The sequence below is a fragment of the Bradyrhizobium sp. CCBAU 51627 genome, from assembly GCF_028128765.1.
Lineage (GTDB): Bacteria > Pseudomonadota > Alphaproteobacteria > Rhizobiales > Xanthobacteraceae > Bradyrhizobium.
This window is the reverse complement of the sequence record NZ_LBJG01000026.1, coordinates 107,374-129,623: the sequence shown is the minus strand read 5'-3', so window position 1 is coordinate 129,623 and position 22,250 is coordinate 107,374. Positions and strand designations below refer to the sequence as shown.

Sequence of the window (22,250 nt, the reverse complement as noted above, 5' to 3'; positions counted from 1 at the left end):
TCGCGGCCTAACGGCGCTTCAGCGGATGTGCCTTTTGATGCCAGGCCCAGGCGGTCCGGATCACGGTGGGCAAGTCGGAATGGCGCGGCACGAAGTTGAGAACCTTTCGTGCGGCAGCGGCGTCGGCGACGAGATAGGTGGGATCGCCGGCGCGGCGCGGCTTGATGGTGTGCGGCACCTCGCGTCCGGTCTCCTGCCTGATGGCGTTGAGAATCTGGCGCACCGAGAAGCCCGAACCGGTTCCGAGATTGAAGCTGCCGCCGGCATGTCCTGTTTCCAGGAGCTTCAACGCCGCGACATGCGCGGCGGCGAGGTCGGTGACGTGGATGTAGTCACGGATCGCGGTGCCGTCGGGGGTATCGTAATCATCGCCGAACACGGCGAAATCGGCATGGCCCTGCAATGCCATCATGGCGCGCGGAATGAGATGGGTCTCGTTATCGCGCAATTCGCCGATGCCGCCGGCCGGATCGGCGCCGCTGGCATTGAAATAGCGCAGACAGAACGCACCGAAGCCGTAAGCCGCACGGCAGTCGGCGAGGATGCGCTCGATCATCCATTTTGAAGCCCCGTAGGGGTTGATCGGTGCGCAAGGAAAATCTTCCGGCAGTGCCTTGGAATCGGCATTGCCGTAGACGGCGCCGGTCGAAGAGAACACGATGCGGTGACAGCCTGCGTTACGCATCGCCTGAAGCAGCGACAACGTACCCTGGACGTTGTTGACGTAATATTTCTGCGGGTCGGTCATGGACTCGCCGACGAGGCTGGCTGCCGCGAAATGCATGACGGCCGTCACCTCGTGGTCGACAAACGCGCGCGCCAGCGCTGCGCCGTCGAGCAGATCGCCCGTGATCAGTTCCCCGGATACGAAATTGCGGTGGCCCGTCGAGAGATTGTCATAAACGACGGGCCGATACCCGGCAGCGGTCAAGGCGCGGCAGGCGTGCGAGCCGATATAGCCCGCGCCTCCTGTGACGAGGACTGTCGCTCGATCGGTCATGTCGTTGTTCTGCTCTTTCAGCGATTGAGGGCGCGGTTTCGGCTAAAGAGAAGATAGATTGCGCGGGGGTTGGTGGTCAAATAGCGCCAGAACAGGCGGCGCGGCTCGAGCCAGGTGCGCCAGGCCCATTCGAGCCCGACCTTCTGCATCCATTCCGGCGCGCGAGCGCGGCTGCCCGACAGGAAGTTGAAAAGACCGCCTGACGTCTTGATGACGCCGACATTGCTCAGCAGTGGTGTGTATTCCTCAACGAAAGCCTGCTCGTTGGGCACGCCGAGCGCGACCCACAGGAAATCGGGTGCGAGAGCATTGATCTCCTCGACTTTGGCACGCAGCGCCTCGCCGCGAAGATAGCCATGGCTGTGCCCGACGATCCTCAGCTTCGGATACAGGTTCTGAACGCGTCTGACCGCCGCTTCGTTCTCCGCCTCGCTGGCGCCGAACATATAGAAACTGCGACCGACGGCTTCCGCCCTGCGCGCGACGACATGGAACAGGTCCGTGGTGGCAACGCGCTCCGGCAGAGGAAACCAGGATTGAAGCTTCGAGGCCGCCACCAGCGGCTGGCCGTCGGCATTGATCAGATCTGCGGCGCGGAACAGGCGCTCGGTCTGCGGCTCCGTCGAGCAGCGCGCCAGCACCTCGCCATTGGCCGAGGTCAGGTACAGCGGTCGGCCGATGCGATGGCTTGGATCGGTCGCCTCGATCATGAAGTCGGCGGTCGCCTCCAGGTCGAGTGCGGCCATGCGAAGGCCGCCCACGGTGATCCGTGGCACCTCGGCAGTTGCGGCCCGGCCTTCAAGATTGACACGGCGCTCAAGCATATTGTTTGCCTCGCTGGCGCGTTTGAGTTGTGGGGGTGAGCTCGTCGAGCACGACGCCGACGAGCTTGCGCTCAGTGCCGCCGAGCGCGGTCAGGATCTCTTCCATGCTGTCGTTGATGTCGAGGCTGGTCGGCAGCACCGCCACCAGCGCATCGACGCCGTCGAGCAGCTTGCGGCCGGCGCCGGAGAGCGGCATCGCCGGGCCGTCGAGAATGACGAGGTCATAGCCGCCGGCCGAGCGCGCCTGGGCGATTGTCTTGCGGATGGCATCGGCGGCCTTGCCGTCATCGCTCCCGGCCGCCGGCAGCACCGAGATGCCATTGACAGTCTTGATTTCGTGCGCGGCTTTGCTGCCGATCGAGAGCCAGCCGAGTTTGCCCGGCTCGCTCTTGCCCGGGCGACTGACCTTGTTCGAGAGCGTGCGCGCCTGATGGTCGGCATCGATCATCAGAACCCGGCTGCCGTCCCGCGCGGCGGCGAGCGCTAAATTCAGTGCAGCCACGCTGCGTCCGGCGGTATCGCCGGCCCCGACCAGGGCCATCATCGGCATGGTCTTGCCGCTCGCCCGGCGGACCATCGCCGCGCGCATGTCGCGCAAGGCGTTGAGCAGCGTCGTCAGCGGAAATCCGGGGCGCAGCGTCGGCCAGCCGATGCGGGTCAGGTCGACGCCGCCGCCGGTGGCGAGAATGGCGCCGAGCGTGCGGATCACGTCGGCTTCCTGAAGGCGGGCGATCAGCGGTTTCTCGACCAGCGCAAGCGCCGGTGGAGGTGCGGCGGCTTCCCCCTGAGCCTTCGAAACGTCAGGCGCGGGCGTGCGTTCGCGGCGGTTCGGCTCAGGCGTGGTCGCGCCGTTGAACAGATGCTCGGCTGCGACGAACCAGGAGGCGGCAGCCAGCGCGCCGAAAATGAAGCCGATCATCGCGAACAGGCTCATTGCCGGGGGGAACGAACGTCGCTGCGGCACCGTGGCCTCGCCGATGACGCGGGCCGCCGAGGTGTTCAGGGTCTCCTGCTCCTCGGTCTCGCGCGAGCGCTTGAGGAAGGATTGATAGACGTCGCGGCTGGCGTCGGCCTCGCGCTCGAGCTCGCGCAGGCGCACGGCGGCCTGGCTGAGCTGCACGCTCTGCCGCTTCTGCACTTCCAGCGCACGGTTGAGCGAGGCCTCGTAATCGCGGGCGCGAGTCAGATCGTTCTTGGCGGACAGCGCGAAGCGCTCGATCTCTTCATTGATGGTGCGCTTGAGATCCTCGACCTGCTTTTCGGTCTGGCGCAGCGCCGGGTGCCGCGGTCCGAGCTCTGCGGTCTGCTCCGCATATTTCTTGCGGGCATCGGCATATTGGGCGCGCAGGTTTGCGATCGTCGGCGATTGCAGCGCTTCGGGGATTGCGCCTGCATCCGCCGCGGTCCGCTTGTTCGCCTCGATCTGGTCCAGCCGTGCCTGTGCGTCCATCGTGGCCGCGCGGGCCGCGGACAGCCGTTGGTTGCTGGCGGAGAGCTGCTGATCGGAGATCAGCGAGTCCTGGGTGCCGACGAAATTGTTCTGGGCCTTGTAGGTGGCAAGCGCGGTTTCGGCATTGCGCAGCCGCTCGCGCAGCTCCTTCAGTCGGCCCGACAATTCGCTGGTCGCGCGCCGCGCCGCCAGCGCCTGCGAGTTGCGGGATTCCGTCAGGTAGACGCTGGTCAGGGTGTTGGCGAGCATCGCCGCCTTCGCCGGATCGATCGACCAGACCTCGATGTCGACGATGAAGCTCTTCTCGGTCTTGCGAATGGTGATGTGCTTGTTGAGCGCGTCGAGGGCAGCGAGCTGCACCTCCTTGACCTCCGCAACGGAGGGCGCGCGGAGCTGCAGGCCGATCAGGCCGAGCAGGGACGAGGCCAGGGTCTTGCCGTCACCGCCGCCGAATTCCGGGTCCTTCTCGAGACCCGCCTGCTGGATCACCTGCAACAGCACGCTGTTGGAGGTGATTAGACGCGCCTGGCTCTCCACCACCATGGACATGCCGGAGACGTCCTGCGCGCGCGGCGTGAGCTCGCGATCGACGAGCTGAAGCTCGCGCGGATCGACGTAAAGCTGGGCGGTCGCGGTGTAACGGGGCGTCAGGCTCTTGCCGATCGTGACGGCGAGGCCGGCGCCGATCAGCGCCGCAGCGGCGATCGCGATCTTGCGCCGCCACAGCAGATTGACGAGCTCCAGCATGTTGAAGCTGCCCTCTGACGTTCGCTGCGGGGCCTCCGACCTGCCCCGTTCTATCGGCTGGTTGTAGTCAAGCATAGTCCCCAGCTTTCATTCCAACGATCGCGGGCTGAGGGGTTACTCTTCGCTTTACGCCCCGCACCTGGGATATAGTCGCGCAATCAACGCAACAGGGAAAATTAACCATACTCATTGAGGGACTATTCACCGAAATGGCAAACAAAGCGTTTAAGTGCAGGCCGCCATTTTGCCGCGTCGTCGTGACGCTGTCGGCGACCTCCTCCTCCAGTCATTAACAGTTCGTTACTTCGCCTATTCGTCGTCGCGGAATTGCTTGACGACCAAAGCCGGGTTGCCGGCGACGACCACGCGCGGGGCGACGTCCTCACGCACCACCGTTCCGGCGCCCACGACGGAATGGTTGCCGATCGTCACGCCCTTGAGCACGATCGCGCGCGCCCCCACCCAGACGTTGTCCCCGATGCGGACCGGCGCGACGGTGCGGCCAACCGCAGGTTCGTGCCGAAGCCGCGGGGCAAGGTTGTGAAAGGCCGTGTCGGCGATGTCGCAGTCGCTGATCAAGCAGAACGAGCCGATGTCGACCTTCTGCTCGCAGCCGATCCAGCAGCCGTTGAGCAAGGTGTCGTTGCCGACCGTCACCTGGCCATGGCCGGTGATGAGCACGCGCTTGCCGATCCGGCAGTTCGCGCCGATCGACACCCGGACCCCGCGACCGAGCACCAGCCGGCCCTTGAACACGATCCCTGGTCCGAGCTGGAGCCGGCGCCCGTACCGCAGCGTCAGCCAGGCACGTCGATAGGCGAAGAACAGGAGCGCAAGGGCCCGCAGCACCGGGTTCTCGATCTTGTGCACCACATTCGCTCCCGCCCCTCGCAGCGCCCCGCGCCTCTCTCGTCGTGCCGACCCTGGCATCCCTGGTGTAAAAACGCAGTGAAGAATGACGCTGCACCTGGCGTGCCGGGTGATGGACTGCAAATTGCAGGACCATGCCTGCAGGAATTCGCAGGGAAGGCACACGAAAGGGTAAGCGCATGACAGGACCCGTCATGGCGGGGCGATTGGCGTCGCGGTGCGGCTTGAGCGCCGACATAGGAGGTCCATTTTGGGACGTATTTGTCCCGCGCGGACGTGTCACCCTGAGACACCGGGCGCAAGGCTTTCTCAATATGTCTCAGTCATTTGGAAGCTTATGACGCTGATCCCGACAGACTTGTCCGCCAGCCGGATCTCGGATGCCGTGCGCGATCCCTTCAGAGAGATCGCGGCGAGTTCGCGCGTCATAGACCTCTCGGTCGGCATCGTCGTTTGCATTCCCTGCTTCCGCCGCCCCGACCATCTGCGCCTGACACTGGATTCGCTGGTCGCTCAGCGCACCCCGCGCTCCTTTGCGGTGGTGATGGTCGAGAACGATGCGGCAGGCCGCGCGAGTGCGCCGGTTGCAGCGGAATATCTCGCCGCCGGCAAACTCCAGGGCATCTGCCTGGTCGAGAAGCGGCAGGGCAATTGCCAGGCGATCAACGCCGCGTTCGAGACGGCGCAAGCGCTGTTTCCCGCTGCAACCCGCTTCCTGATGATCGACGACGACGAAATCGCTTCGCCCGATTGGCTCGAGCTGATGGTCCGCACGGCGGAGGCGACCGGTGCCGACGTGGTCGGCGGCCCGGTGCTGCCTGATTTCGACGACGACAGCCAGCCCTGGCTCGCGCGCCATCCCGCCTTCTGTCCCACTTACGACTACACCGGTGCGGTGCCGGTGATCTACGGCTGCGGCAATTGCCTGATCACGCGCGGCGCGTTCGAGCGGCTCGGCAGCCCCGCCTTCGATTTGCGCTTCAATTTCCTCGGCGGCGGAGATTGCGACTTCTTCTATCGCGGTCGCAATGCTGGCATGACCTTCCACTGGACCGCGGAAGCCGTCATCACCGAGACTGTGCCGGAGAACCGCACCAGCCTCGGCTGGATCGCCAAACGGAGCCTCCGCATCGGGGTGATCAACTATAGCGTGCGGTCCAAAGCCGCTCACGGCGCGGGCGCGCGGGCGCGCTTGGTTGCGCAGACTTTGGCGCGGTTGCCGCTGTCGTTGGTGCGCTCGACCCGCCTGCTGGCGTCGTCCAAAGCGGTGGTCGCGATGCACCCCGTGCTGGTGGCTCTCGGTTCTGCTCTTGCGGCGCTTGGTTACGATCCGAAGCCCTATGAGGCTTCCAAGATCGTTTCCTGACGCGTCTGCGCCGAACCGCCGCTAGATACCAAAACAGGAAAGAGCGATCTTGGCGGCGGACCGCGGCATCGCCTTGGGCGAGCGCCGCCCGACCATGCCGAGATAGGCCAGCGCGTCGCGATATCTTCCGAAGCGGACCGCCTGCGTGGCCGCATAGGTTACGAGATGGATTTCTGCGGCCTGCCGCAGCCGCGGCGCAGCGCCTGATGGCAGCTTGCCCAGGATCAGCTCATCGTCGAACACGCGTGCAACCGCCGGGAAGAAATCCTGCGGGGTCCGCACCGCGGCGCTCATCGTGTTGGTCGTGTGCAGGCGATAATCGAGCAGGAGTTTCGGCACGTAGGCGAACTTGCCGAGCGCGGCAAGGCGGCACCAGCAATGCCAATCCTCGCAATAGCGAAGCGCGACGTCGAAGCCGCCGGACGCGCGGAAGGCGTCGGCGCGGATCAGCATGATGCCGCCATTCACGATGAAATTGCCGCCGGCGAGACGCTCCAGCACGTTGCCGGACGGCTTGCGGCGCCCCTTCAGCAGGTCGCGCCTTCCAATCGTCCGTCCTGCGCTGTCGATCGTATTGTAGTCGCCATAGACCAGCACCGCCTGTGACGAGGTGCTCGCGGTCGTCAGCAACGTCGTCACGGCGTCGGGCCGCAGCCGGTCATCGGCGTCGAGGAAGATCAGCCAGTCGCCTTGCGCGTTTCGTGCGCCGAGGTTGCGCGCGGCCGACACGCCACCGGCGTCGTTCTTCATCAAGCGCAGCCGCGGATCGCAGATGGCACGGACAATCGCCACAGTCTCGTCGGTCGAGCCGTCGTCTACGATGAGGACCTCGCTGACGCCGCCTTGCGACAGCGCACTTTCAACGGCCTCGCCGATATAGGCGGCAGCATTCTTCGCCGGGATGACGACGGAGACCGCTGGCTTCTTCGCGCGCGCATCCGTCGCCGCGGGCGCGGTCGTCGGTGCATCGAGCATGGCGTCGGCGAGGATCAAGCGATGGCTCGTCGTGTTTAAGGGTCCGTTAACCAGGCCGCGTTCCGAGGCCGTTGCGGATGATACCCGGATAACGATCGAATCGTTGTTGCGAAGGCCGTCTTACCGTCGGTTTCGTAGATTAGCGTTAAACCTGTGGCGTTAAGTCTGTCGCAGCTTTTCGGAGGTGCGACAGCCGGTCTCATGCGAAAATGCGAGGCCTTGATGCCGCGGATGGATGAAAGTGCCCGCCAAGACATTCGACTACGATCCCGACGACATGATCCTCAACCTGTTCTACGAGGACAAGGACGATCGCTGGTTTCCCGGCGACCGCCATCTGCGGCGCATGGCGCGCAAGATGCTGTTCGGCGAACCGCGCATGAGCGGCCAGTTGCGCGTGTTCCTCAATCTTTGCGCCGGGCTCGACCGCCTCGGCATCCGCTACCGCGTCAATGACTACCGCTATATCGCGCAGCATCCGGAGGAAGTCGCCTGCATCATCGGCCGCGCCTTCCTGCTGAACAAATTCGCCTGGAAGAATCCGATCCTGCTCGGCGTTGCCGCCTATAACCATCCGTTCGACGATCCCGACCTCTTCAAGCGATTGCCGGTGAAAAAATTCCTGGTGCCCGGTCCGTGGTATGCCGACATGTACCGGCCGCATTGGCCCGATACCGAAGCCTGGCCCGTCGGCATCGACACCGATCTGTGGGCGCCGTCACGGCCGCGCGACAAGACCATCGACGTGCTGCTTTACGACAAGGTGAGTTGGGATCGCGACCGTCACGTGTCCGAGCTGGTCGAGCCGGTGCGCGCGCGGCTGGTCAAGGAGGGCCGCACGTTCACTGAGCTGCGTTACGGCAGCTACAAGGAGGAGGACTACCAGGCCGCGCTGGCGCGCTCGCGAGCGATGATTTTCCTGTGCCAGAACGAGAGCCAGGGTATCGCCTATCAGCAGGCGCTGTCATGCGGCGTTCCGGTGTTCGCCTGGAATCCCGGCGGCCCCTGGCCGGATCCCGATTACTATCCGCATCGCGTCCAGTTCGAGCCGGTGTCGTCGGTGCCCTATTGGGACGATCGCTGCGGCCTCCAGTTCACAGACCGCGCCGGCTTCGAGGAAAGCTGGTCTGACTTCTGGGCCGGCTGCACCGCCGGCAAGTTCGATCCGCGCGGCTATATCCTGGACAATCTCACGCTGGAGCAGCGCGCGCTGCAATATTACGAGATCGCGCGCAGCATCGCACGGCAGAGCCAGGCTTCTGCCGCCTCCGGCATGCTGGTTGACGGATGGTTAACGCGGATGGGCTAGACCCGTAGAGATTTCCCCATCGTCCCCGCCAGGCCTCGAGGCATGGATCGCAGCGCCGCAGACATGACCGACGTCGAGGTCCGTTCATTCGGCCATGCGCTCCGCGACGAGCTTGGCCGGCTGAACGTCGTGCAGGTGGCGCGTTGTCTCGTGGCCCTCGCGGCCCTGCTTCTGGTGCTGATCACGCTCGATCCGTTCCCGGATTTGCGCAGCGAGGACGTCGCCGCCGTCGTGGGCGGCCGCATGGCGCTGGATTACGTCACCTTCGGCCTTCTCGCCGCGATCGGCGTGCTGTTCGTCCTCGCCACCGATGCGCCCTCGCTGAAGACGCTGCTGACGCCGCTGCACCTTTGTTTCATCGGCTGGATGCTGATCAACGTCGTCCTGTCCGAGAGCCGCGACGTCTCGATCCAGCGCCTCGTGCTCGCGGCCAGCGTGACCTCCCTCGCCGTGATCCTGCCGCTGCTGCCGCCGACGCAGCGGAGCTTCAACCTGTGCCTTGCCGTCGCTGCGCTGGTGCTGCTGGGGCTGTGCTATCTCGGCGTCGTCCTCGCCCCGCAATATTCGATTCACAGTGCGCTCGACATCACCGAGCCGCAGCTCGCCGGCGACTGGCGCGGCAGTTTTGGCCACAAGAACGTCGCCTCGCCGGTGATGACCATCCTGGTCTATGTCGGCATCTACCTTTCTGCCGTCGGCTCGTTCGTGGTCGGGCCGGCCATTGCGTTGCTGGCCGGCATCTTTCTGGTCTTCACCGGCGGCAAGACGTCGTCGGCGTTGTGCCTGGCGATCTATGCCTTGGCCTCGCTGGTCTACGTCACGAAGAGCCTGTGGCTGAAACGGGTCATCTGCTTCGCCCCACTGGTCGTGATGAACCTGCTGACGGTCGGCAGCGTCATGAGCCCGGCGCTCGGCAGCATCACGCGGTCGCTGCCGATCGACCCCACCTTTACCGGTCGTTCCGAGGTCTGGGAGTTTGCGCTCGCAGCCGTGGCGGAAAAGCCGGTCGCCGGTCATGGCTATGCGGCGTTCTGGGACGGCGCAGCGGAGGGGCGGACCACCCAGGGTTCGGAATGGGCAGTGACCGCAGCGCATAGTCACAACAGCTATCTCGATCTCGCCGTCACCATCGGCCTGCCGGGCATGCTGCTCGTTATCCTCATCTTCGTTTGGGCGCCGCTGCGCAATTTCCAGCAGATGCAGGCGCGGAACCGCAATAGCGCGTTGGGCAAGCTGTTCCTGACCATCTGGCTGTTCGGCCTGTATTTCGGGACGACCGAGACCTTCCTGCTCGAGCGGCAGAATCCGGTCTGGTTCATGTTCGCGCTCGCCGTCGCCGGCCTGCACTTCCTGGCCCGATTTCAATGCGTCGCGCAGATGGAACGGGCCGGCTGACAGACTGTCCCAGGCGGAACACCCCGCGTGCGGCAGGACGGATATCGACTTAACGATAACCAGCGACATAACTTGTGGTCTGCGGCAAAACATAATCTATCTGGACAGGTTCAGTAACCGTATTCCGAGCGAATGGCGTTTCTTAGCGTCGATCAACTAGACGGTCGCGTGTCCAGCACGGGGGAAATCTCGGTCGATTTCTTGCGCGACTGGCAGCAGGCCGCCTTGCGCCTGACCGATGGCCATCGCACCGCGTTCCAACATGGTTACTGGCTGGCCGCCTGGTACGAGGCCTTTCACGCCGTCGCGCCGCTGATCGCCGTCATCACCGATACGGCGACCGGCAGCGACATCGCGATGGTGCCGATGTTCGCGCACACGCGGCGCGGGATCCGCGTCGTCGAGTTTGCCGATCTCGGCGTTTCCGACAACAACGCGCCGATCCTGGCCTCTGACGCGAGTTTCGATGCGGCCGGCGCACAAGCGATCAGCGCTGCGCTGGTCGCCGCCCTGCGCGCCTTGCCCGATCGCTTCGACCTGCTTCGCATGAAGAAGCTGCCGGCCTATGTCGGCTCCAAGCCGAACCCGCTGGTTTCGCTCGGCCGGCTCGGCTCCTGCTCGCTCAACGGCAATCTCGTGCTGACCGGCGACGACTATGCGGATTATCTGGCCTCGATCAAGCGCATGCAGATGCCGCGCTGCTGGCGTGTGTTCAGCCGGCACGCCGGCGCGCGGTTCGAGCTCGCGACCGACATTGCTCGTGCGCACGAACTTCTCGACGTCATGGACGTGCAGCAGCAGGAGCGCATGCAGCAGCTCGGATCGCCCTTCGTCCTTAACGACGAAGCCTATGCCGCCTTTTATCGCGAGGTGGCCCGGCAGGGCGTCGCAGAAGGTTATGCCGTCATCTCCGCGCTCGTCTGCGACGAGGGCATCGTCGCTACCACGCTCGGTGTCAGATATGGCGCGACTTTCTATTTGCTACGGATCGGCCATGCCGGCAAGCCATGGGCGAACTGCTCGCCGGGGCTGCTCGTGACCGAGCGCACGATGGCGGCGCTGCATGCGCAGGGCGTGCGGCGCTTCGATCTCAGCATCGGCAATCACGATTACAAGCGTCGCTTCGGCGCCGAGCCGGTGCCGCTCACCGATGTCAGCGTCGCCCTGTCCTGGCGCGGGCTGCCCTTTGTGTTGCGCGATCATGCCGCACAGGGCTTGCGCCGCCATCCGCGACTCGCCGCCTTGGCAGCGCAGGCGATGGGCAAGAACGCGCGCTAAGGCCTTCGGTGCCTGCCGGTTGCAGCGTCATTCGAATATCGCAGTGATTGTGTTACCGTCACCTCCGCAGCCAGGAGGCGACATGGACCATCGCTCGGAAAAACTTCGTACGTTCTATGCGCAGTTGATCTGCGCCGCGGCCAAAGCCACGGACCCCCGCCTCGAGCAGGCCTTTCGCACCGTCCGGCGCGAACCCTTCGCCGGGCCCGGGCCGTGGTCGATCGCGCTGGGAGGGCACCCCTATGTCGCGACGCCCGATGACGATCCCGCCTTCCTCTATCAGAATGTGCTGCTGGCGCTGGATCCGGCGCGGGGCATCAACATCGGCATACCCGGCGCGCACGCTTACTGGCTCAGCGGCTGCGGCGTCAGGGAGGGCGAGACCGTGCTCCAGATCGGCGCCGGCACCGGCTATTACACCGCCATCCTCGCCGAACTCGTCGGACCCGATGGCCGCGTCTATGCCTACGAGATCGACGAACGCCTGGCGGGGCTTGCGCGTGAGAATTTGAAAGACATCGCCACGGTCGAGCTGCGCGAGCGCTCGGGCATCGCATCCGATCTGCCCGATGTCGACGTGATCTATGTCTGCGCGGGCGCGGCGCAGCCGGCGAGCGAATGGCTGGAGGCCTTGCGGCCCGGCGGCCGGCTGGTGTTTCCGCTGGCGCCCGAGGGCATGCTCGGCGGCATGTTGATGATCACGCGGCCGGAGCAGGGAACGGCCTGGCCGGCCAAATTTCTCAGCCGGGCCCAGTTCATCGGTTGTGCGGGGCTTCAGGATTCAGATATCGCCCGGCGATTGGCCGAGGCGTTCGCCAAGGGATGGGAGCGCGTGCAGTCGCTGCAGCGAGGGGGCACACCCGACGACACCTGCTGGTTTGCCGGCGACGGCTGGTGGTTGTCAACGACGCCCGCTGCCGCGCCGGCGGTCGGCAGTCAGCCGCACGCCGACGTCGCACGAACCTAGGTGCCACAGGCGGCGTTCTCGCCGGGGAACGCCGCCCGCGTCGCAGCGGGTCGTGAAGTTCAGCCGTGCAGCTTTTTCGCGGTCTCGGCGATCACTCGTCCCTGATAGCGCGCGCCGGCGAGCTCGTTGGCGCTGGGCTGGCGGCTGCCGTCGCCGCCGGTGATCGTGGTGGCGCCGTAGGGCGCGCCGCCGGTGACCTCGTCGAGCTTCATCTGGCCGGCAAAGCCGTAATTCATGCCGACGATCACCATGCCGAAATGGAGGAGGTTGGTGATGATCGAGAACAGCGTCGTCTCCTGGCCGCCATGCTGGGTTGCGCTCGACGTGAAGGCGCCGCCGACCTTGCCGTGCAGCGCGCCCTTGGCCCAGAGCCCGCCGGCCTGATCCAGGAAGTTCGCCATCTGCGAGGCCATGCGGCCGAAGCGGGTGCCGGTGCCGACGATGATCGCATCGTAGTTGGCGAGGTCCTCGACCTTGGCGACGGGTGCGGCCTGATCGACCTTGTAATGGGAGGCTTTGGCGACCTCGGCCGGCACCAGCTCCGGCACGCGCTTGATGTCGACGGTGGCGCCGGCTTCGCGCGCGCCTTCGGCGAAGGCGTTCGCCATCGCCTCGATGTGGCCATAGGCTGAATAATAAAGAACGAGAACTTTGGTCATGGTGATCTCCGTTTGATGATCAGTGAAGGTTCGTTTTTGGGATCGTCATGTCCGGGCAAAAGCGCGAAGCGCGTCTTCGCGCTTTTGCCCGGCCATGACGGAGAGAGTGTTCACGCGGCGTCGACGAGCACGAGCTCGGAATCCGCGAGCGCAGTGATCTTCAGCCGGTCCTCGTTACGGATCGCCGCGCCGTCGCGGGCGTTGACGCGCACGCCGTTGACCTCGACCGCGCCGGCCGCGGGCACGAGGTAAAGGTGCCGCGCCTTCTGCGGCTCGTACTCCGCGCTTTCACCGGCCTTCAGCGTGGTCGCGAGCACCCGCGCATCGGCACGGATCGGCAGCGCGTCGGTGTCGCCTGCGATACCGCTCGCGATGGTGACGAGCTTGCCGGAGCGGTTCGCCTTCGGGAACGGCTTTGATCCCCAGGTCGGCTGTCCTCCGCGCGCGGTGGGTTCGATCCAGATCTGGAAGATCCGCGTCTTGGTCGGCTCGAGATTGTACTCGGAGTGGCGGATGCCGCTGCCGGCACTCATCACCTGCACGTCGCCCGCTTCAGTGCGGCCCTCGTTGCCCAGGCTGTCCTGATGGGTGATCGCGCCCTCGCGCACATAGGTGATGATCTCCATGTTGGCGTGGGGATGGGCGGGAAAGCCGGTGTTCGGCGCGATCTCGTCGTCGTTCCACACCCGCAAGGCGCCATGGCCCATGTTGTTCGGGTCATAATAGCTGGCGAAGGAGAAATGATGCTTGGCCTTGAGCCAGCCGTGATCTGCGCCGCCGAGTTTGCTGAAAGGTCTGAGTTCGATCATGAAGATGTTTCCTTGGTTTGGATGCGGTTGCGCTAAGCGCCAAACCCGCCGTCGAATTCCTGATGACCCTTGGATAGGCCTCCGCCTGTGGTATAGAAATAGAAACCGTTGAAACACATTGTTTCCAAAAATATCTTGATTGGACACCAACCATGGCCAAACTCCCCGATTTCGAAGCGCTCGCGATTTTCGCAAAGGTCGTGGAGCTACGGTCGTTTGCGGGGGCTGCGAGCGAGCTCACCATGTCCAAGGCGACGGTCTCCAAGGCCGTGACCCGGCTGGAGGAGCGGCTCGGTGCCCGGCTGTTCAACCGCACCTCGCGCCGGCTGGCGCTGACCGACGCCGGCCACAAGCTCGCCGACCGCGCGACGCGCCTGCTCGCCGACGGCGAGGCGGCCGAGAACGAAGCACTGGCGCAATCGGTGGCGCCGCGCGGCCTGGTGCGGCTCGCGGTGCCCATGACGTTCGGAATCAAGGCGGTGGCGCCACTGCTGCCGGAGTTTTTCGAAACCTATCCGGAGGTCTCCGTCGATCTGCACCTGAGCGATGCGAGCGTCGATCTCATCGGCGAAGGCTTTGACATGGCGGTGCGGATCGCGCGGCTGCCGGATTCCTCGCTGATCGCGCGGCGGCTCTTCACCATGCCGCGCTTCACCGTGGCGGCGCCGTCTTACTTGAAGAAATACGGCCGGCCGACGCATCCGATGCATCTCGCCCAGCACAAGTGCTTCAGCTACGCCTATCTCTCGACGCCGAACGTCTGGCACTACACTAACTCAGCCGGCGAGCAGGCGAGCGTTCGTCCCGGCGGCCAGCTTCGGGTCAACAACGGCGAAGCCGTGATGCCCTCGCTGATAGCGGGCCTCGGCATCGCCGAACTGCCCGAGTTCATCGTCGGCGACGCGATTTCGTCCGGTGCAGTCGAAGTGATCCTGAAGGACTGGAAGCAGGCCGAGGGCGCCGTGCATCTCGTCACTCCGCCCGGCGGCCCGCGCCCCGCGCGCGTCGAAGCCCTCGGCGATTTTCTGGCCGCGAAGCTGCCAGGCACCTGCAAGCGGCGGCCACGCGGGAACATAAAAGCTTAGATCTTTGGCGGGCACGGCGCAAAAGGCGCGCCTTTGCCCACCCTACGAGATCTCGCTGGTCTATCCACCGTGCAAAGCCTTGTAGGGTGGTCAAGCAGAGCGTGCCCACGTCCTTGCCGATCCTGTGGCAGCTCGCTTGCGGCGAGACTACGACACCTTCACGCCATCGATCGCGACAATGCGCAAGCTCGGCTTCAGTGTCTGCTGCAGTTGGGACTTCAACTCATGCACGCGCGGGTCCGTCGAGCGCGCGGCACACACCGCGTATTGATGGACGGATTGCGTCAGGGCCCGCCGCGCTTCCGGCGTTCGCGTCATTTCGGGCTTTGAAAGCCGCAGGACAATCGCAGCCAGGTTCACCAGCATCTCGTCCAGGGCGGTATCGATGGTCGCGAGTTTTCCCATGGCGCACTCCTTGATAGGGCAACGGAGGGTGCAGGGATGCGTTCCGGAGCGGGGCGAACATGGCTAACGCTTCGTAAACGGCTTGGTCTTGCCGATCGCCGCCGCGCCGGGCCTTCTCCGACTTCAGGGCCCATCGTCATCAGCGCGGCTGATTGCGGCGGTCGGGAAGATCGGTCGATTGGAATAGGTTCCAGTTCGAGTTTCACATTTTTTTGTTGGTTCCGAACCTCCCCGCGTCTCATTGATTGACGAGAATCCGAGGGACATCGGGAAGGATCAGGACAATGCGAACAGAGCGGATTGCGCTGGGTGTGGCGCTTGCGATCGGCGGCATCGTCGCGCAGAGCGCCGCCGCCGAAGAATATCGTGGCACCATGGAGCAGCAGATGGCTTGCACGCCGGATGTGTGGCGGTTGTGCAGCGATCAAATCCCGGACGTCGGCCGCATCACAGCCTGCTTACAACAGAACACGCCGCAGCTCTCGAGCGGCTGCCGTGCGGTGTTCCAGTCCAACAACCAGATGCCGCCGCAACAGCAGGTTCCGCGCAATCGCGTTGCGCCGGCGCCGCGCTACAACCATGCGCCACCGCGGCCCTATGATGAGGATGATTAGCCTCGTCTAGGGCTTGTGCTCGCAAACATCGACCCATTCAGCCGCCGTCAGCTCAGCCATTCGTTCCGGCGTGATGCGCACGGCACTGTGGGTCGAGCCTGCGGCCGGCACCACGACGTCGAAGGCCTTCAGCGAGACGTCGCAATACACCGGCAGCGGCGCCTTCAGTCCGAACGGACAGACGCCGCCGACCTCGTGGCCCGTGATGTCGGCGACCTCTTCCAGTCCCAGCATCTTCGGCTTGCCGCCGAACTGCGCTTTCACCTTCTTGTTGTCCATCCGCGATGTGCCGGCGGCAACGATCAGGATCACGCGCTCGCCGATTCGCAAGCTCAGCGTCTTGGCGATCCGTCCCGGCTCGACCCCATAGGCTTCGGCAGCCAGCGTCACGGTGGCGGAGCTGATCGGGGATTCGATGACGGTGATATCGGAGGCTTTCTCGGCGAAGAAGGCGCGAACGGATTCCAGGCTCATTCCAGTCAGCTCATTCCAGACTTGCGGGCGGGCGATCTCTAAACGATCCCTGGCAACTCGGACAGCGAACGGACGCGGTGGTCCGGCGTGAAGCCGAGCTCGTCCATCTGGGTGCGGATCGCCTTGAACATGGTGAGCGGTGCCACGAGTTCGGTCTCGACGCAAGCCAGCGCCATGGCTTCCGGCGTCACCCGCTCGATCCAGGCGACGTTCAGCCCGAACGACTTTGCTCCCGCCACGTCCCAGGGATTTGACGACACGAACAGCACCTCGTCAGGCGCGGTGCCGAGCACCTCGCCGATCAGCTCATAGGCCGCCGGGCTCGGCTTGAACATCTTCTTGGCATCGACGCTGATGGTGGCGTCGAGCAGGCGGTCGAGCCCGGTGTTGCGCACGAGCGCATTCAGCATCTCCGGGCTGCCATTGGACAGGATGGCGAGCTGTCGCGGCTTCAGTGCGACAAGCGCTGCGGTCGCATCGGGATAGAGATCGAGATGCAGATATTTCTCGATCACACGCTCGAAGGCCTCTTTCTCGTAAGCAAGCCCGAGCACGCGCAACGTATAGGTCAGCGAGTCGCGCGTGACTGCCGCGAAATCCTGGTAGCGCCGCATCAGCGAACGCAGCCAGGTGTATTCGAGCTGCTTGATCCGCCAGACCTGCGTGATGATCTCGCCATAGCCCGGAAACGCATCCTCGGTGATGTCAGCGACCGACTGGATGTCGTAAAGCGTCCCGTAGGCGTCGAAGACGACGGCTTTGAGGCTCATTGGTTGTCCTTTCGGGCGGTTGGGGCCACAAGAACTCGGGTTGGGGAGTGCGAATAATCGTCAGCTTACCAAAGCATAGCGGACGTCTGCCACTCCAAGCGTGATCGGCGGCTTGTGACCCGGCGCGACATCCCGACCTCATCTTACCCCTCGCGCCCTTGCGTGGTAGCCTCTGGGTGCCCGGCAGACGCAAACATTCGTTCTCGTGGGATAGTCCAATTGCGAGCAATTTTCGCCGCGTGCGCCTTTGCGGCTTCTGGATCATTGATCATGACAATCGACGCCCTTGGTCAACAGCAATCGTTAAAGGATCAATTGGTCGGTACCTGGACGCTGCTCTCGTGGGAGCAGAAGAAAGGTGACGGCACAAAGCTGCAGCGCCATGGAGCCGCCCCGAAGGGAATCGCAATCTTTGATGCGGGTGGGCGATACATCATCACGGTGATGCGTTCAGATCGAGCCAAATACGCGAGCAATACCCTGTGGCAGGGCACAGCTGAGGAGAACAAGGAAACCGCTGACGGCACGATAACCTACTTCGGAACGTATTCAGCAAACGAGGCAGACAGCAGCGTCGCGATCCGGGTTGAAGGCAGCTCTTTTCCAAACTGGAATGGCACCGAACAGAAGCGCTTTGTGGCGATCGCAGGAGACCAGCTGACGCTGACGGTTCGTCCGCCGGCGGGAGATGTCGTCGATGTGATCTGGACACGAGCGAAGTGATCCGGCCGTCAAGCGGCGCCAGGGAACGAGGACATGAAAATCAAACGCTGGCAACGTCTCGGCCTGTTGGCGTCAGTGATTTGGGTGATCGTGAGTGGTCTGCTCGCATCCTGGAACGAAACCTGGCTCGCGGCCTGGAAGCTCTATTGCGCCTTCACGGCTGACCCTACATGTGCAGGCGCTACTGTCTTCCTCGTGGTCCATTGGGGGGCGATCGCGGGGATCGTGATCCTTCCCCTTGCTCTGGCCTGGCTCATTGCCTGCGGAGTGAGGTGGCGGATACGAGAATCCCGATCGTAGATCTGGCTGACTTCCACTATGAGGACACCGCCGCCCTTATCGGACTTTCCGAGCGGGCAACTATCGAACTTCGGCATAGCGGATGATGCTCTGATCCTGAACGTTGGCGATCAATTCGTCTGCGCGAGACAAAAGCCGATGGCGCAACGGACGCCGTTCCAGGCGTCTCCCCTCTTCAATCGCAGATCGCCGCAGTCCAGAAGGCGGAACGGCAGCTCGCTGGGGAGCTCCTCGTTCCGTCCAAGCCCTTACGAGCGTTAGGCCCCGCCATTGATTCGGTCGATTTGTACATCGCGCTCGCAACGACGGAGTGTGTTGCGCGACCGCACACTTCTCGTGTCCCGGACGCGCTGCAGCGTGAAACGCTGCTGCGCCGAGCCGGGACCACGCGACACGGCAACTCTATCAAAGGGACGGAGCAGACCTCGCAGCAGCGGGAGCTACCCAGTCGGCTGACGTCCTCGCCGCGGCCAAGTCGCGCGCTCGGCGAAGACCTGGCTGACCTCCGCCATGTGCTCGGTGCCCCATGAGCAGAGCGGCACGAGAGCCTGGGCGAGGCTGTGGCCCAGAGGGGTGAGGCTATAGTCCACCCGCGGCGGCACCTCCTTGTAGTCGGTTCGCTTCACGAGACCGTCGGCCTCCAACTCCTTGAGCTGCTGGATCAGCATCTTGTCACTGACATCGCGCATGGAGCGACGCAGCTCGCCGTAACGAGTCGGTCCGCCCTGGGCGACGAAGTACAGGATCAGCGGCTTCCACTTGCCGGAGATGACTCGCAGCGTTGCGTCGAGGCCGCAGGTGAAGCCGGGCAAGGTCTGCGTGCAACTCTGGACGGGAGGTGAAGACGGCGAAGACGTCGGTTCTGACATTTTTTCGGCACTTACCAAAAGGTGCATACTTGCCGATAGGTGGGTACGCCGCCAGCTCAGTGCAACCTCAGTGAAGGAGCACATCATGAGCAGGCTACAAGGCAAGACGGCAGTGGTGACCGGCGGCGGAACCGGCGTCGGACTCGGCGCGGCGAAACGCTTCGTGGAGGAGGGCGCGTTCGTCTACCTGTTCGGGCGCAGGCAGGAGCCGCTCGATACGGCCGTCGCGCAGCTCGGATCCTCGGCGCGCGCCATCAGGGGCTCGGTGACGGATCTGTCCGATCTCGACCGGCTGTACGCAGCAGTGAAGGCTGAACGCGGCGGGCTCGACATTCTGTTTGCCAATGCCGGCACCGGATTGTTTGCCCCGCTTGGCGAGATCACGGTCGAGCACTACGACCACATCTTCGACGTCAACGTGAAGGGAGTGGTGTTCACGGTGCAGAAGGCGTTGCCGCTGATGAAGCCGGGCGCGTCGATCATCCTGACCGGTTCGAGCACGGGGGTGATGGGGACGCCGCAGTTCAGCATCTACAGCGCCACCAAGGCCGCGATCCGCAATCTGGCCCGCAGCTGGGCGCAGGACCTGCGCGGCACCGGCATCCGCGTCAACGTGCTGTCACCGGGGCCGACCAGGACCGAGTTGGCACTGGAGGTCGTCGGCAAGGAAGCCTTCGACGCGCTCGGCAGCGCGACGCCCATCGGCCGCGTGGGCGATCCGGCCGAGACAGGAGCTGTGGCGGCGTTCCTGGCGTCCTCGGACAGCAGCTACATGACCGGCGGCGAGGTGTTCGTCGACGGCGGCCTCGCGCAGGTGTAAGTTCTTGCGCAAGGGGGCTTCGGTCATTCGACCGAAGCCCTCCTGACGACTGGCGAGGCGATCGCGATCCCACGGACATGCGCACCAGGGTTTCGGTGCAAAGCTGTCCGCTTCTAAAGCGTCACGACGACCTTGCCGAAGTGTGCGCCACTCCGCAGGCGAGCATAGGCGTCAGGGACGTCCTCGAAGCCATAGATTCTGTCGACGATCGGGTGGATCGCCTGCTCAGTCAGGAAGCTGCTCATCGCAGTGAAATGTTCGACCGATCCGACGGTGACTCCGATGATGTCGGCATTCTCCCATTGCAGACGGGCGAGGTCCGGTTTCGGGCCGAACCCCGTCAGGACGCCAATCTGAACGATCTTGCCGCCCGACGCGACGCAACGCAGCGACCGGTCATAGGTGCCGGGGCCGCCGAGTTCGAGAATGTGGCTGGCGCCTTTCCCGTCCGTCGCCTTCATCAGGGCGACATCCCAGTCGGGCGTGTCGCGATAGTTGATCAGGATCGAGCCGCCCAGCGCCTTGGCACGGGCGAGCTTTTCATCCGAGGAGGAGATGACGATCGCGCGCGCGCCCAGCGCAGCCGCAAATTGCAAGCCGAACAGCGCGACGCCGCCTGTTCCCTGGACCAGCAGCGTGTCGCCCCTGCGCATCCCGCCGCGCGCGACCAGGCCGTGCCAGGCTGTGACAGCCGCGCAGGGCAAGGTTGCCGCCTCGACCAGAGACAGATGCGCCGGCACGGCGACGAGCGCCGTGGCCGGCAGCACGATATACTCCGTGAGCATTCCATCGGTCGTGTTGCCGCCGAGGGATGACGAAACGTAGCTGGACTTGAAAGGCCCCGAGACCCAATCGCGAAAGAACGACGCGACGACACGGTCCCCAATGTGCCATTGCGCGACATTGGAGCCGATGGCGTCAACGATTCCCGCGCCGTCGGAGAGCGGCACGCGGCCGTTGAGACCGCTTTGTCCTGCGCGGTCGAGGGTGATCAGGTCGCGGTAGTTCAAGCTGGTCGCTTCGACGCGGATGCGAACCTCGCCTTCGCCGGGTTCGGGTCTGCCGACCTCGACGGGTTCGAGGCGGGCGGCTCCGGCATGGCTGTTCAAATGGTAGGCTTTCATGGTTGCTCCCTCTCAAGCGGCATTCACCTGGATGAGCAGAGTCTGTAAGGTCTGACAGCGCTGTGAGGGTCAAGAGGTTTCCAGATGAAAATAGGCGAGCTCTCCCGCAGGACGGGAGTCAGCGTTCGAATGCTGCGTTATTACGAAGGCGAAGGACTGCTTGCGCCGCAGCGCACCGATAGCGGCTATCGCGACTATGGCCCGGCCGAAGAGGAAACCGTACGGCGGATCAAGATGCTCGGCGCGGCCGGGATGACGCTCCAGACGATCCAGCAATTGCTGCCCTGCGTGCGCGACAATGATCCGACCTTCACGCCGTGCAATGCGCTGCGAAAAATACTCACCGAGCAGGTTGGCCTGATAGACGAGCGCATCGAGACGCTCAGCCAGAGCCGGACGATCCTGACCGGCTATCTGGCAAGCGTGAACTGATCGTGCTGACGTCCGCAGATGGGCCGACATCAGCGCTGGTCGCTGGCCTCTCTTAGATCCCCAGAATCTTCCGCGCGTTGGCCTTCAGCACCTTCGGCCGGATCTCGTCGCGGATGTCGATCTTGGAAAAATCCGACAGCCAGCGGTCAGGTGTGATCACAGGCCAGTCCGAGCCGAACAGCATCTTGTCCTGCAGGATCGAGTTGATGTAGCGCACCAGGATCGGCGGGAAGTACTTCGGCGACCAGCCGGAGAGGTCGATATAGACGTTCGGCTTGTGGGTCGCGACTGACAGCGCCTCTTCCTGCCAGGGGAAGGAGGGGTGGGCGAGGATGATCTTGAGGTCGGGGAAGTCGGCCGCGACGTCGTCCATGTACATCGGGTTGGAATATTTCAGCCGCATGCCCATGCCGCCGGGCATGCCCGAGCCGACGCCGGTCTGGCCGGTGTGGAACAGCGCGATGGCGCCGCCATTGTTGATCTCCTCATAGAGCGGATAGGCCATGCGGTCGTTGGCGTAGAAGCCCTGCATGGTCGGGTGGAATTTGAAGCCGCGCACGCCGTATTCCTCGATCAGCTTGCGGGCCTCGCGCGCCCCTAACTTGCCCTTGTGCGGGTCGATCGAGGCGAAGGGGATGAGGACGTCGAGATGATCGGAGGCGGCCTCGATCATCTCGTAGTTGTTGTAGCGGCGGAAGCCCGTCTCGCGCTCGGCATCGACGGGGAAGATCACCGCGGCGATGTTCTTGGCGCGATAATAGGCCGCGGTCTCCGGCACGGTCGGCGGATGCTTGTTGGGCGACTTGAAGTACTCCGCCATCTGCGCCTGGAAGTCGTCATAGCCGTCGTCGGGATGGCAGCCGCAGGGTTCCTCGGCGTGGGTGTGGATGTCGATGGCGACGACTTTGTCGATATCAGGCAGCTTCAGCTTCGGCATGGGTGTCCTCCCGACGGGTTGCCGAATTGATTATAGGATATAACGAAT

The 22,250-nt window shown here is 64.2% G+C and carries 24 protein-coding genes; 11 read left to right on the top strand and 13 right to left on the bottom strand.

Going from position 1 to position 22,250, the window contains the following annotated elements:
• Positions 1 to 7 precede the first annotated feature (7 nt).
• From galE to XH88_RS23145, 4 genes are all read right to left on the bottom strand, one after another.
• Positions 8 to 1,000, bottom strand: coding sequence for a UDP-glucose 4-epimerase GalE (gene galE / locus XH88_RS23160; protein WP_271670601.1), 993 nt, complete (start codon positions 998 to 1,000; stop codon positions 8 to 10).
• Positions 1,001 to 1,017: 17 nt separating this feature from the next.
• The gene (locus tag XH88_RS23155) at positions 1,018 to 1,824 is read right to left on the bottom strand and encodes a WecB/TagA/CpsF family glycosyltransferase (RefSeq protein WP_271670600.1); all 807 of its coding nucleotides are present in this window, start codon (positions 1,822 to 1,824) and stop codon (positions 1,018 to 1,020) included.
• Entirely contained in the window at positions 1,817 to 4,096 is a 2,280-nt protein-coding gene (locus XH88_RS23150; RefSeq protein ID WP_271670599.1) for a GumC family protein, read from the bottom strand. The genes XH88_RS23155 and XH88_RS23150 overlap by 8 nt, the downstream gene beginning before the upstream one ends.
• A gap of 234 nt (positions 4,097 to 4,330) precedes the next feature.
• Positions 4,331 to 4,891, bottom strand: a complete 561-nt coding sequence (locus XH88_RS23145) for an acyltransferase (RefSeq protein ID WP_271670598.1) — start codon at positions 4,889 to 4,891, stop codon at positions 4,331 to 4,333.
• Between the two features lie 337 nt (positions 4,892 to 5,228).
• On the opposite strand from XH88_RS23145, the gene XH88_RS23140 reads away from it, so the two are divergent.
• Entirely contained in the window at positions 5,229 to 6,257 is a 1,029-nt protein-coding gene (locus XH88_RS23140; protein WP_271670597.1) for a glycosyltransferase family 2 protein, read from the top strand.
• Positions 6,258 to 6,278: 21 nt separating this feature from the next.
• On the opposite strand, the gene XH88_RS23135 is transcribed toward XH88_RS23140, so the two are convergent.
• Entirely contained in the window at positions 6,279 to 7,232 is a 954-nt protein-coding gene (locus tag XH88_RS23135) for a glycosyltransferase (protein WP_442868464.1), read from the bottom strand.
• A 241-nt stretch (positions 7,233 to 7,473) separates the two neighbouring features.
• Between XH88_RS23135 and XH88_RS23130 the strand changes: the two genes are divergently transcribed.
• The 4 genes from XH88_RS23130 (at position 7,474) to XH88_RS23115 (ending at position 12,181) form a co-directional block, all read left to right on the top strand.
• Positions 7,474 to 8,541, top strand: a complete 1,068-nt coding sequence (locus tag XH88_RS23130) for a glycosyltransferase (protein ID WP_271670595.1) — start codon at positions 7,474 to 7,476, stop codon at positions 8,539 to 8,541.
• A gap of 42 nt (positions 8,542 to 8,583) precedes the next feature.
• Complete coding sequence (locus tag XH88_RS23125) at positions 8,584 to 9,936, top strand: O-antigen ligase family protein (RefSeq protein ID WP_271670594.1); 1,353 nt, start codon at positions 8,584 to 8,586, stop codon at positions 9,934 to 9,936.
• A gap of 132 nt (positions 9,937 to 10,068) precedes the next feature.
• Positions 10,069 to 11,214, top strand: coding sequence for a GNAT family N-acetyltransferase (locus XH88_RS23120; RefSeq protein ID WP_271670593.1), 1,146 nt, complete (start codon positions 10,069 to 10,071; stop codon positions 11,212 to 11,214).
• Between the two features lie 82 nt (positions 11,215 to 11,296).
• The gene (locus tag XH88_RS23115) at positions 11,297 to 12,181 is read left to right on the top strand and encodes a protein-L-isoaspartate O-methyltransferase family protein (RefSeq protein ID WP_271670592.1); all 885 of its coding nucleotides are present in this window, start codon (positions 11,297 to 11,299) and stop codon (positions 12,179 to 12,181) included.
• Between the two features lie 59 nt (positions 12,182 to 12,240).
• On the opposite strand, the gene wrbA is transcribed toward XH88_RS23115, so the two are convergent.
• Both wrbA and XH88_RS23105 read right to left on the bottom strand, forming a co-directional pair.
• Entirely contained in the window at positions 12,241 to 12,840 is a 600-nt protein-coding gene (wrbA, locus tag XH88_RS23110) for an NAD(P)H:quinone oxidoreductase (protein ID WP_271670591.1), read from the bottom strand.
• Between the two features lie 110 nt (positions 12,841 to 12,950).
• Positions 12,951 to 13,649 carry a pirin family protein gene (locus XH88_RS23105; protein WP_271670590.1) on the bottom strand — a complete coding sequence of 233 codons (699 nt, stop codon included), beginning with the start codon at positions 13,647 to 13,649 and terminating at the stop codon, positions 12,951 to 12,953.
• Between the two features lie 152 nt (positions 13,650 to 13,801).
• Here XH88_RS23105 and XH88_RS23100 point away from each other — a divergent pair, with 152 nt between their 5' ends.
• The gene (locus XH88_RS23100) at positions 13,802 to 14,734 is read left to right on the top strand and encodes a LysR family transcriptional regulator (RefSeq protein WP_271670589.1); all 933 of its coding nucleotides are present in this window, start codon (positions 13,802 to 13,804) and stop codon (positions 14,732 to 14,734) included.
• 147 nt (positions 14,735 to 14,881) lie between these two features.
• Here XH88_RS23100 and XH88_RS23095 read toward each other — a convergent pair whose 3' ends face one another.
• Positions 14,882 to 15,139: a hypothetical protein gene (locus XH88_RS23095; protein ID WP_271670588.1), complete on the bottom strand. Its 258-nt coding sequence runs from the start codon at positions 15,137 to 15,139 to the stop codon at positions 14,882 to 14,884.
• Between the two features lie 284 nt (positions 15,140 to 15,423).
• Between XH88_RS23095 and XH88_RS23090 the strand changes: the two genes are divergently transcribed.
• Positions 15,424 to 15,753, top strand: coding sequence for a hypothetical protein (locus XH88_RS23090; protein WP_271670587.1), 330 nt, complete (start codon positions 15,424 to 15,426; stop codon positions 15,751 to 15,753).
• 6 nt (positions 15,754 to 15,759) lie between these two features.
• On the opposite strand, the gene XH88_RS23085 is transcribed toward XH88_RS23090, so the two are convergent.
• Together XH88_RS23085 and XH88_RS23080 are read right to left on the bottom strand one after the other, a co-directional pair.
• Complete coding sequence (locus XH88_RS23085) at positions 15,760 to 16,227, bottom strand: YbaK/EbsC family protein (protein ID WP_271670586.1); 468 nt, start codon at positions 16,225 to 16,227, stop codon at positions 15,760 to 15,762.
• 38 nt (positions 16,228 to 16,265) lie between these two features.
• Positions 16,266 to 16,997: a haloacid dehalogenase type II gene (locus XH88_RS23080; protein ID WP_271670585.1), complete on the bottom strand. Its 732-nt coding sequence runs from the start codon at positions 16,995 to 16,997 to the stop codon at positions 16,266 to 16,268.
• A gap of 270 nt (positions 16,998 to 17,267) precedes the next feature.
• On the opposite strand from XH88_RS23080, the gene XH88_RS23075 reads away from it, so the two are divergent.
• The gene (locus tag XH88_RS23075; protein WP_271670584.1) at positions 17,268 to 17,720 is read left to right on the top strand and encodes a lipocalin-like domain-containing protein; all 453 of its coding nucleotides are present in this window, start codon (positions 17,268 to 17,270) and stop codon (positions 17,718 to 17,720) included.
• A gap of 33 nt (positions 17,721 to 17,753) precedes the next feature.
• Complete coding sequence (locus XH88_RS23070) at positions 17,754 to 18,020, top strand: hypothetical protein (RefSeq protein ID WP_271670583.1); 267 nt, start codon at positions 17,754 to 17,756, stop codon at positions 18,018 to 18,020.
• A 440-nt stretch (positions 18,021 to 18,460) separates the two neighbouring features.
• On the opposite strand, the gene XH88_RS23065 is transcribed toward XH88_RS23070, so the two are convergent.
• Positions 18,461 to 18,889, bottom strand: coding sequence for a winged helix-turn-helix transcriptional regulator (locus XH88_RS23065; RefSeq protein ID WP_271670582.1), 429 nt, complete (start codon positions 18,887 to 18,889; stop codon positions 18,461 to 18,463).
• Between the two features lie 85 nt (positions 18,890 to 18,974).
• Between XH88_RS23065 and XH88_RS23060 the strand changes: the two genes are divergently transcribed.
• Positions 18,975 to 19,709: an SDR family NAD(P)-dependent oxidoreductase gene (locus tag XH88_RS23060; RefSeq protein ID WP_271670581.1), complete on the top strand. Its 735-nt coding sequence runs from the start codon at positions 18,975 to 18,977 to the stop codon at positions 19,707 to 19,709.
• Between the two features lie 113 nt (positions 19,710 to 19,822).
• Here XH88_RS23060 and XH88_RS23055 read toward each other — a convergent pair whose 3' ends face one another.
• The gene (locus XH88_RS23055; protein WP_271670580.1) at positions 19,823 to 20,833 is read right to left on the bottom strand and encodes a zinc-dependent alcohol dehydrogenase family protein; all 1,011 of its coding nucleotides are present in this window, start codon (positions 20,831 to 20,833) and stop codon (positions 19,823 to 19,825) included.
• A gap of 84 nt (positions 20,834 to 20,917) precedes the next feature.
• Between XH88_RS23055 and XH88_RS23050 the strand changes: the two genes are divergently transcribed.
• Complete coding sequence (locus tag XH88_RS23050; protein ID WP_271670579.1) at positions 20,918 to 21,265, top strand: MerR family transcriptional regulator; 348 nt, start codon at positions 20,918 to 20,920, stop codon at positions 21,263 to 21,265.
• Positions 21,266 to 21,317: 52 nt separating this feature from the next.
• On the opposite strand, the gene XH88_RS23045 is transcribed toward XH88_RS23050, so the two are convergent.
• The gene (locus XH88_RS23045; RefSeq protein WP_271670578.1) at positions 21,318 to 22,202 is read right to left on the bottom strand and encodes an amidohydrolase family protein; all 885 of its coding nucleotides are present in this window, start codon (positions 22,200 to 22,202) and stop codon (positions 21,318 to 21,320) included.
• Positions 22,203 to 22,250 lie beyond the last annotated feature (48 nt).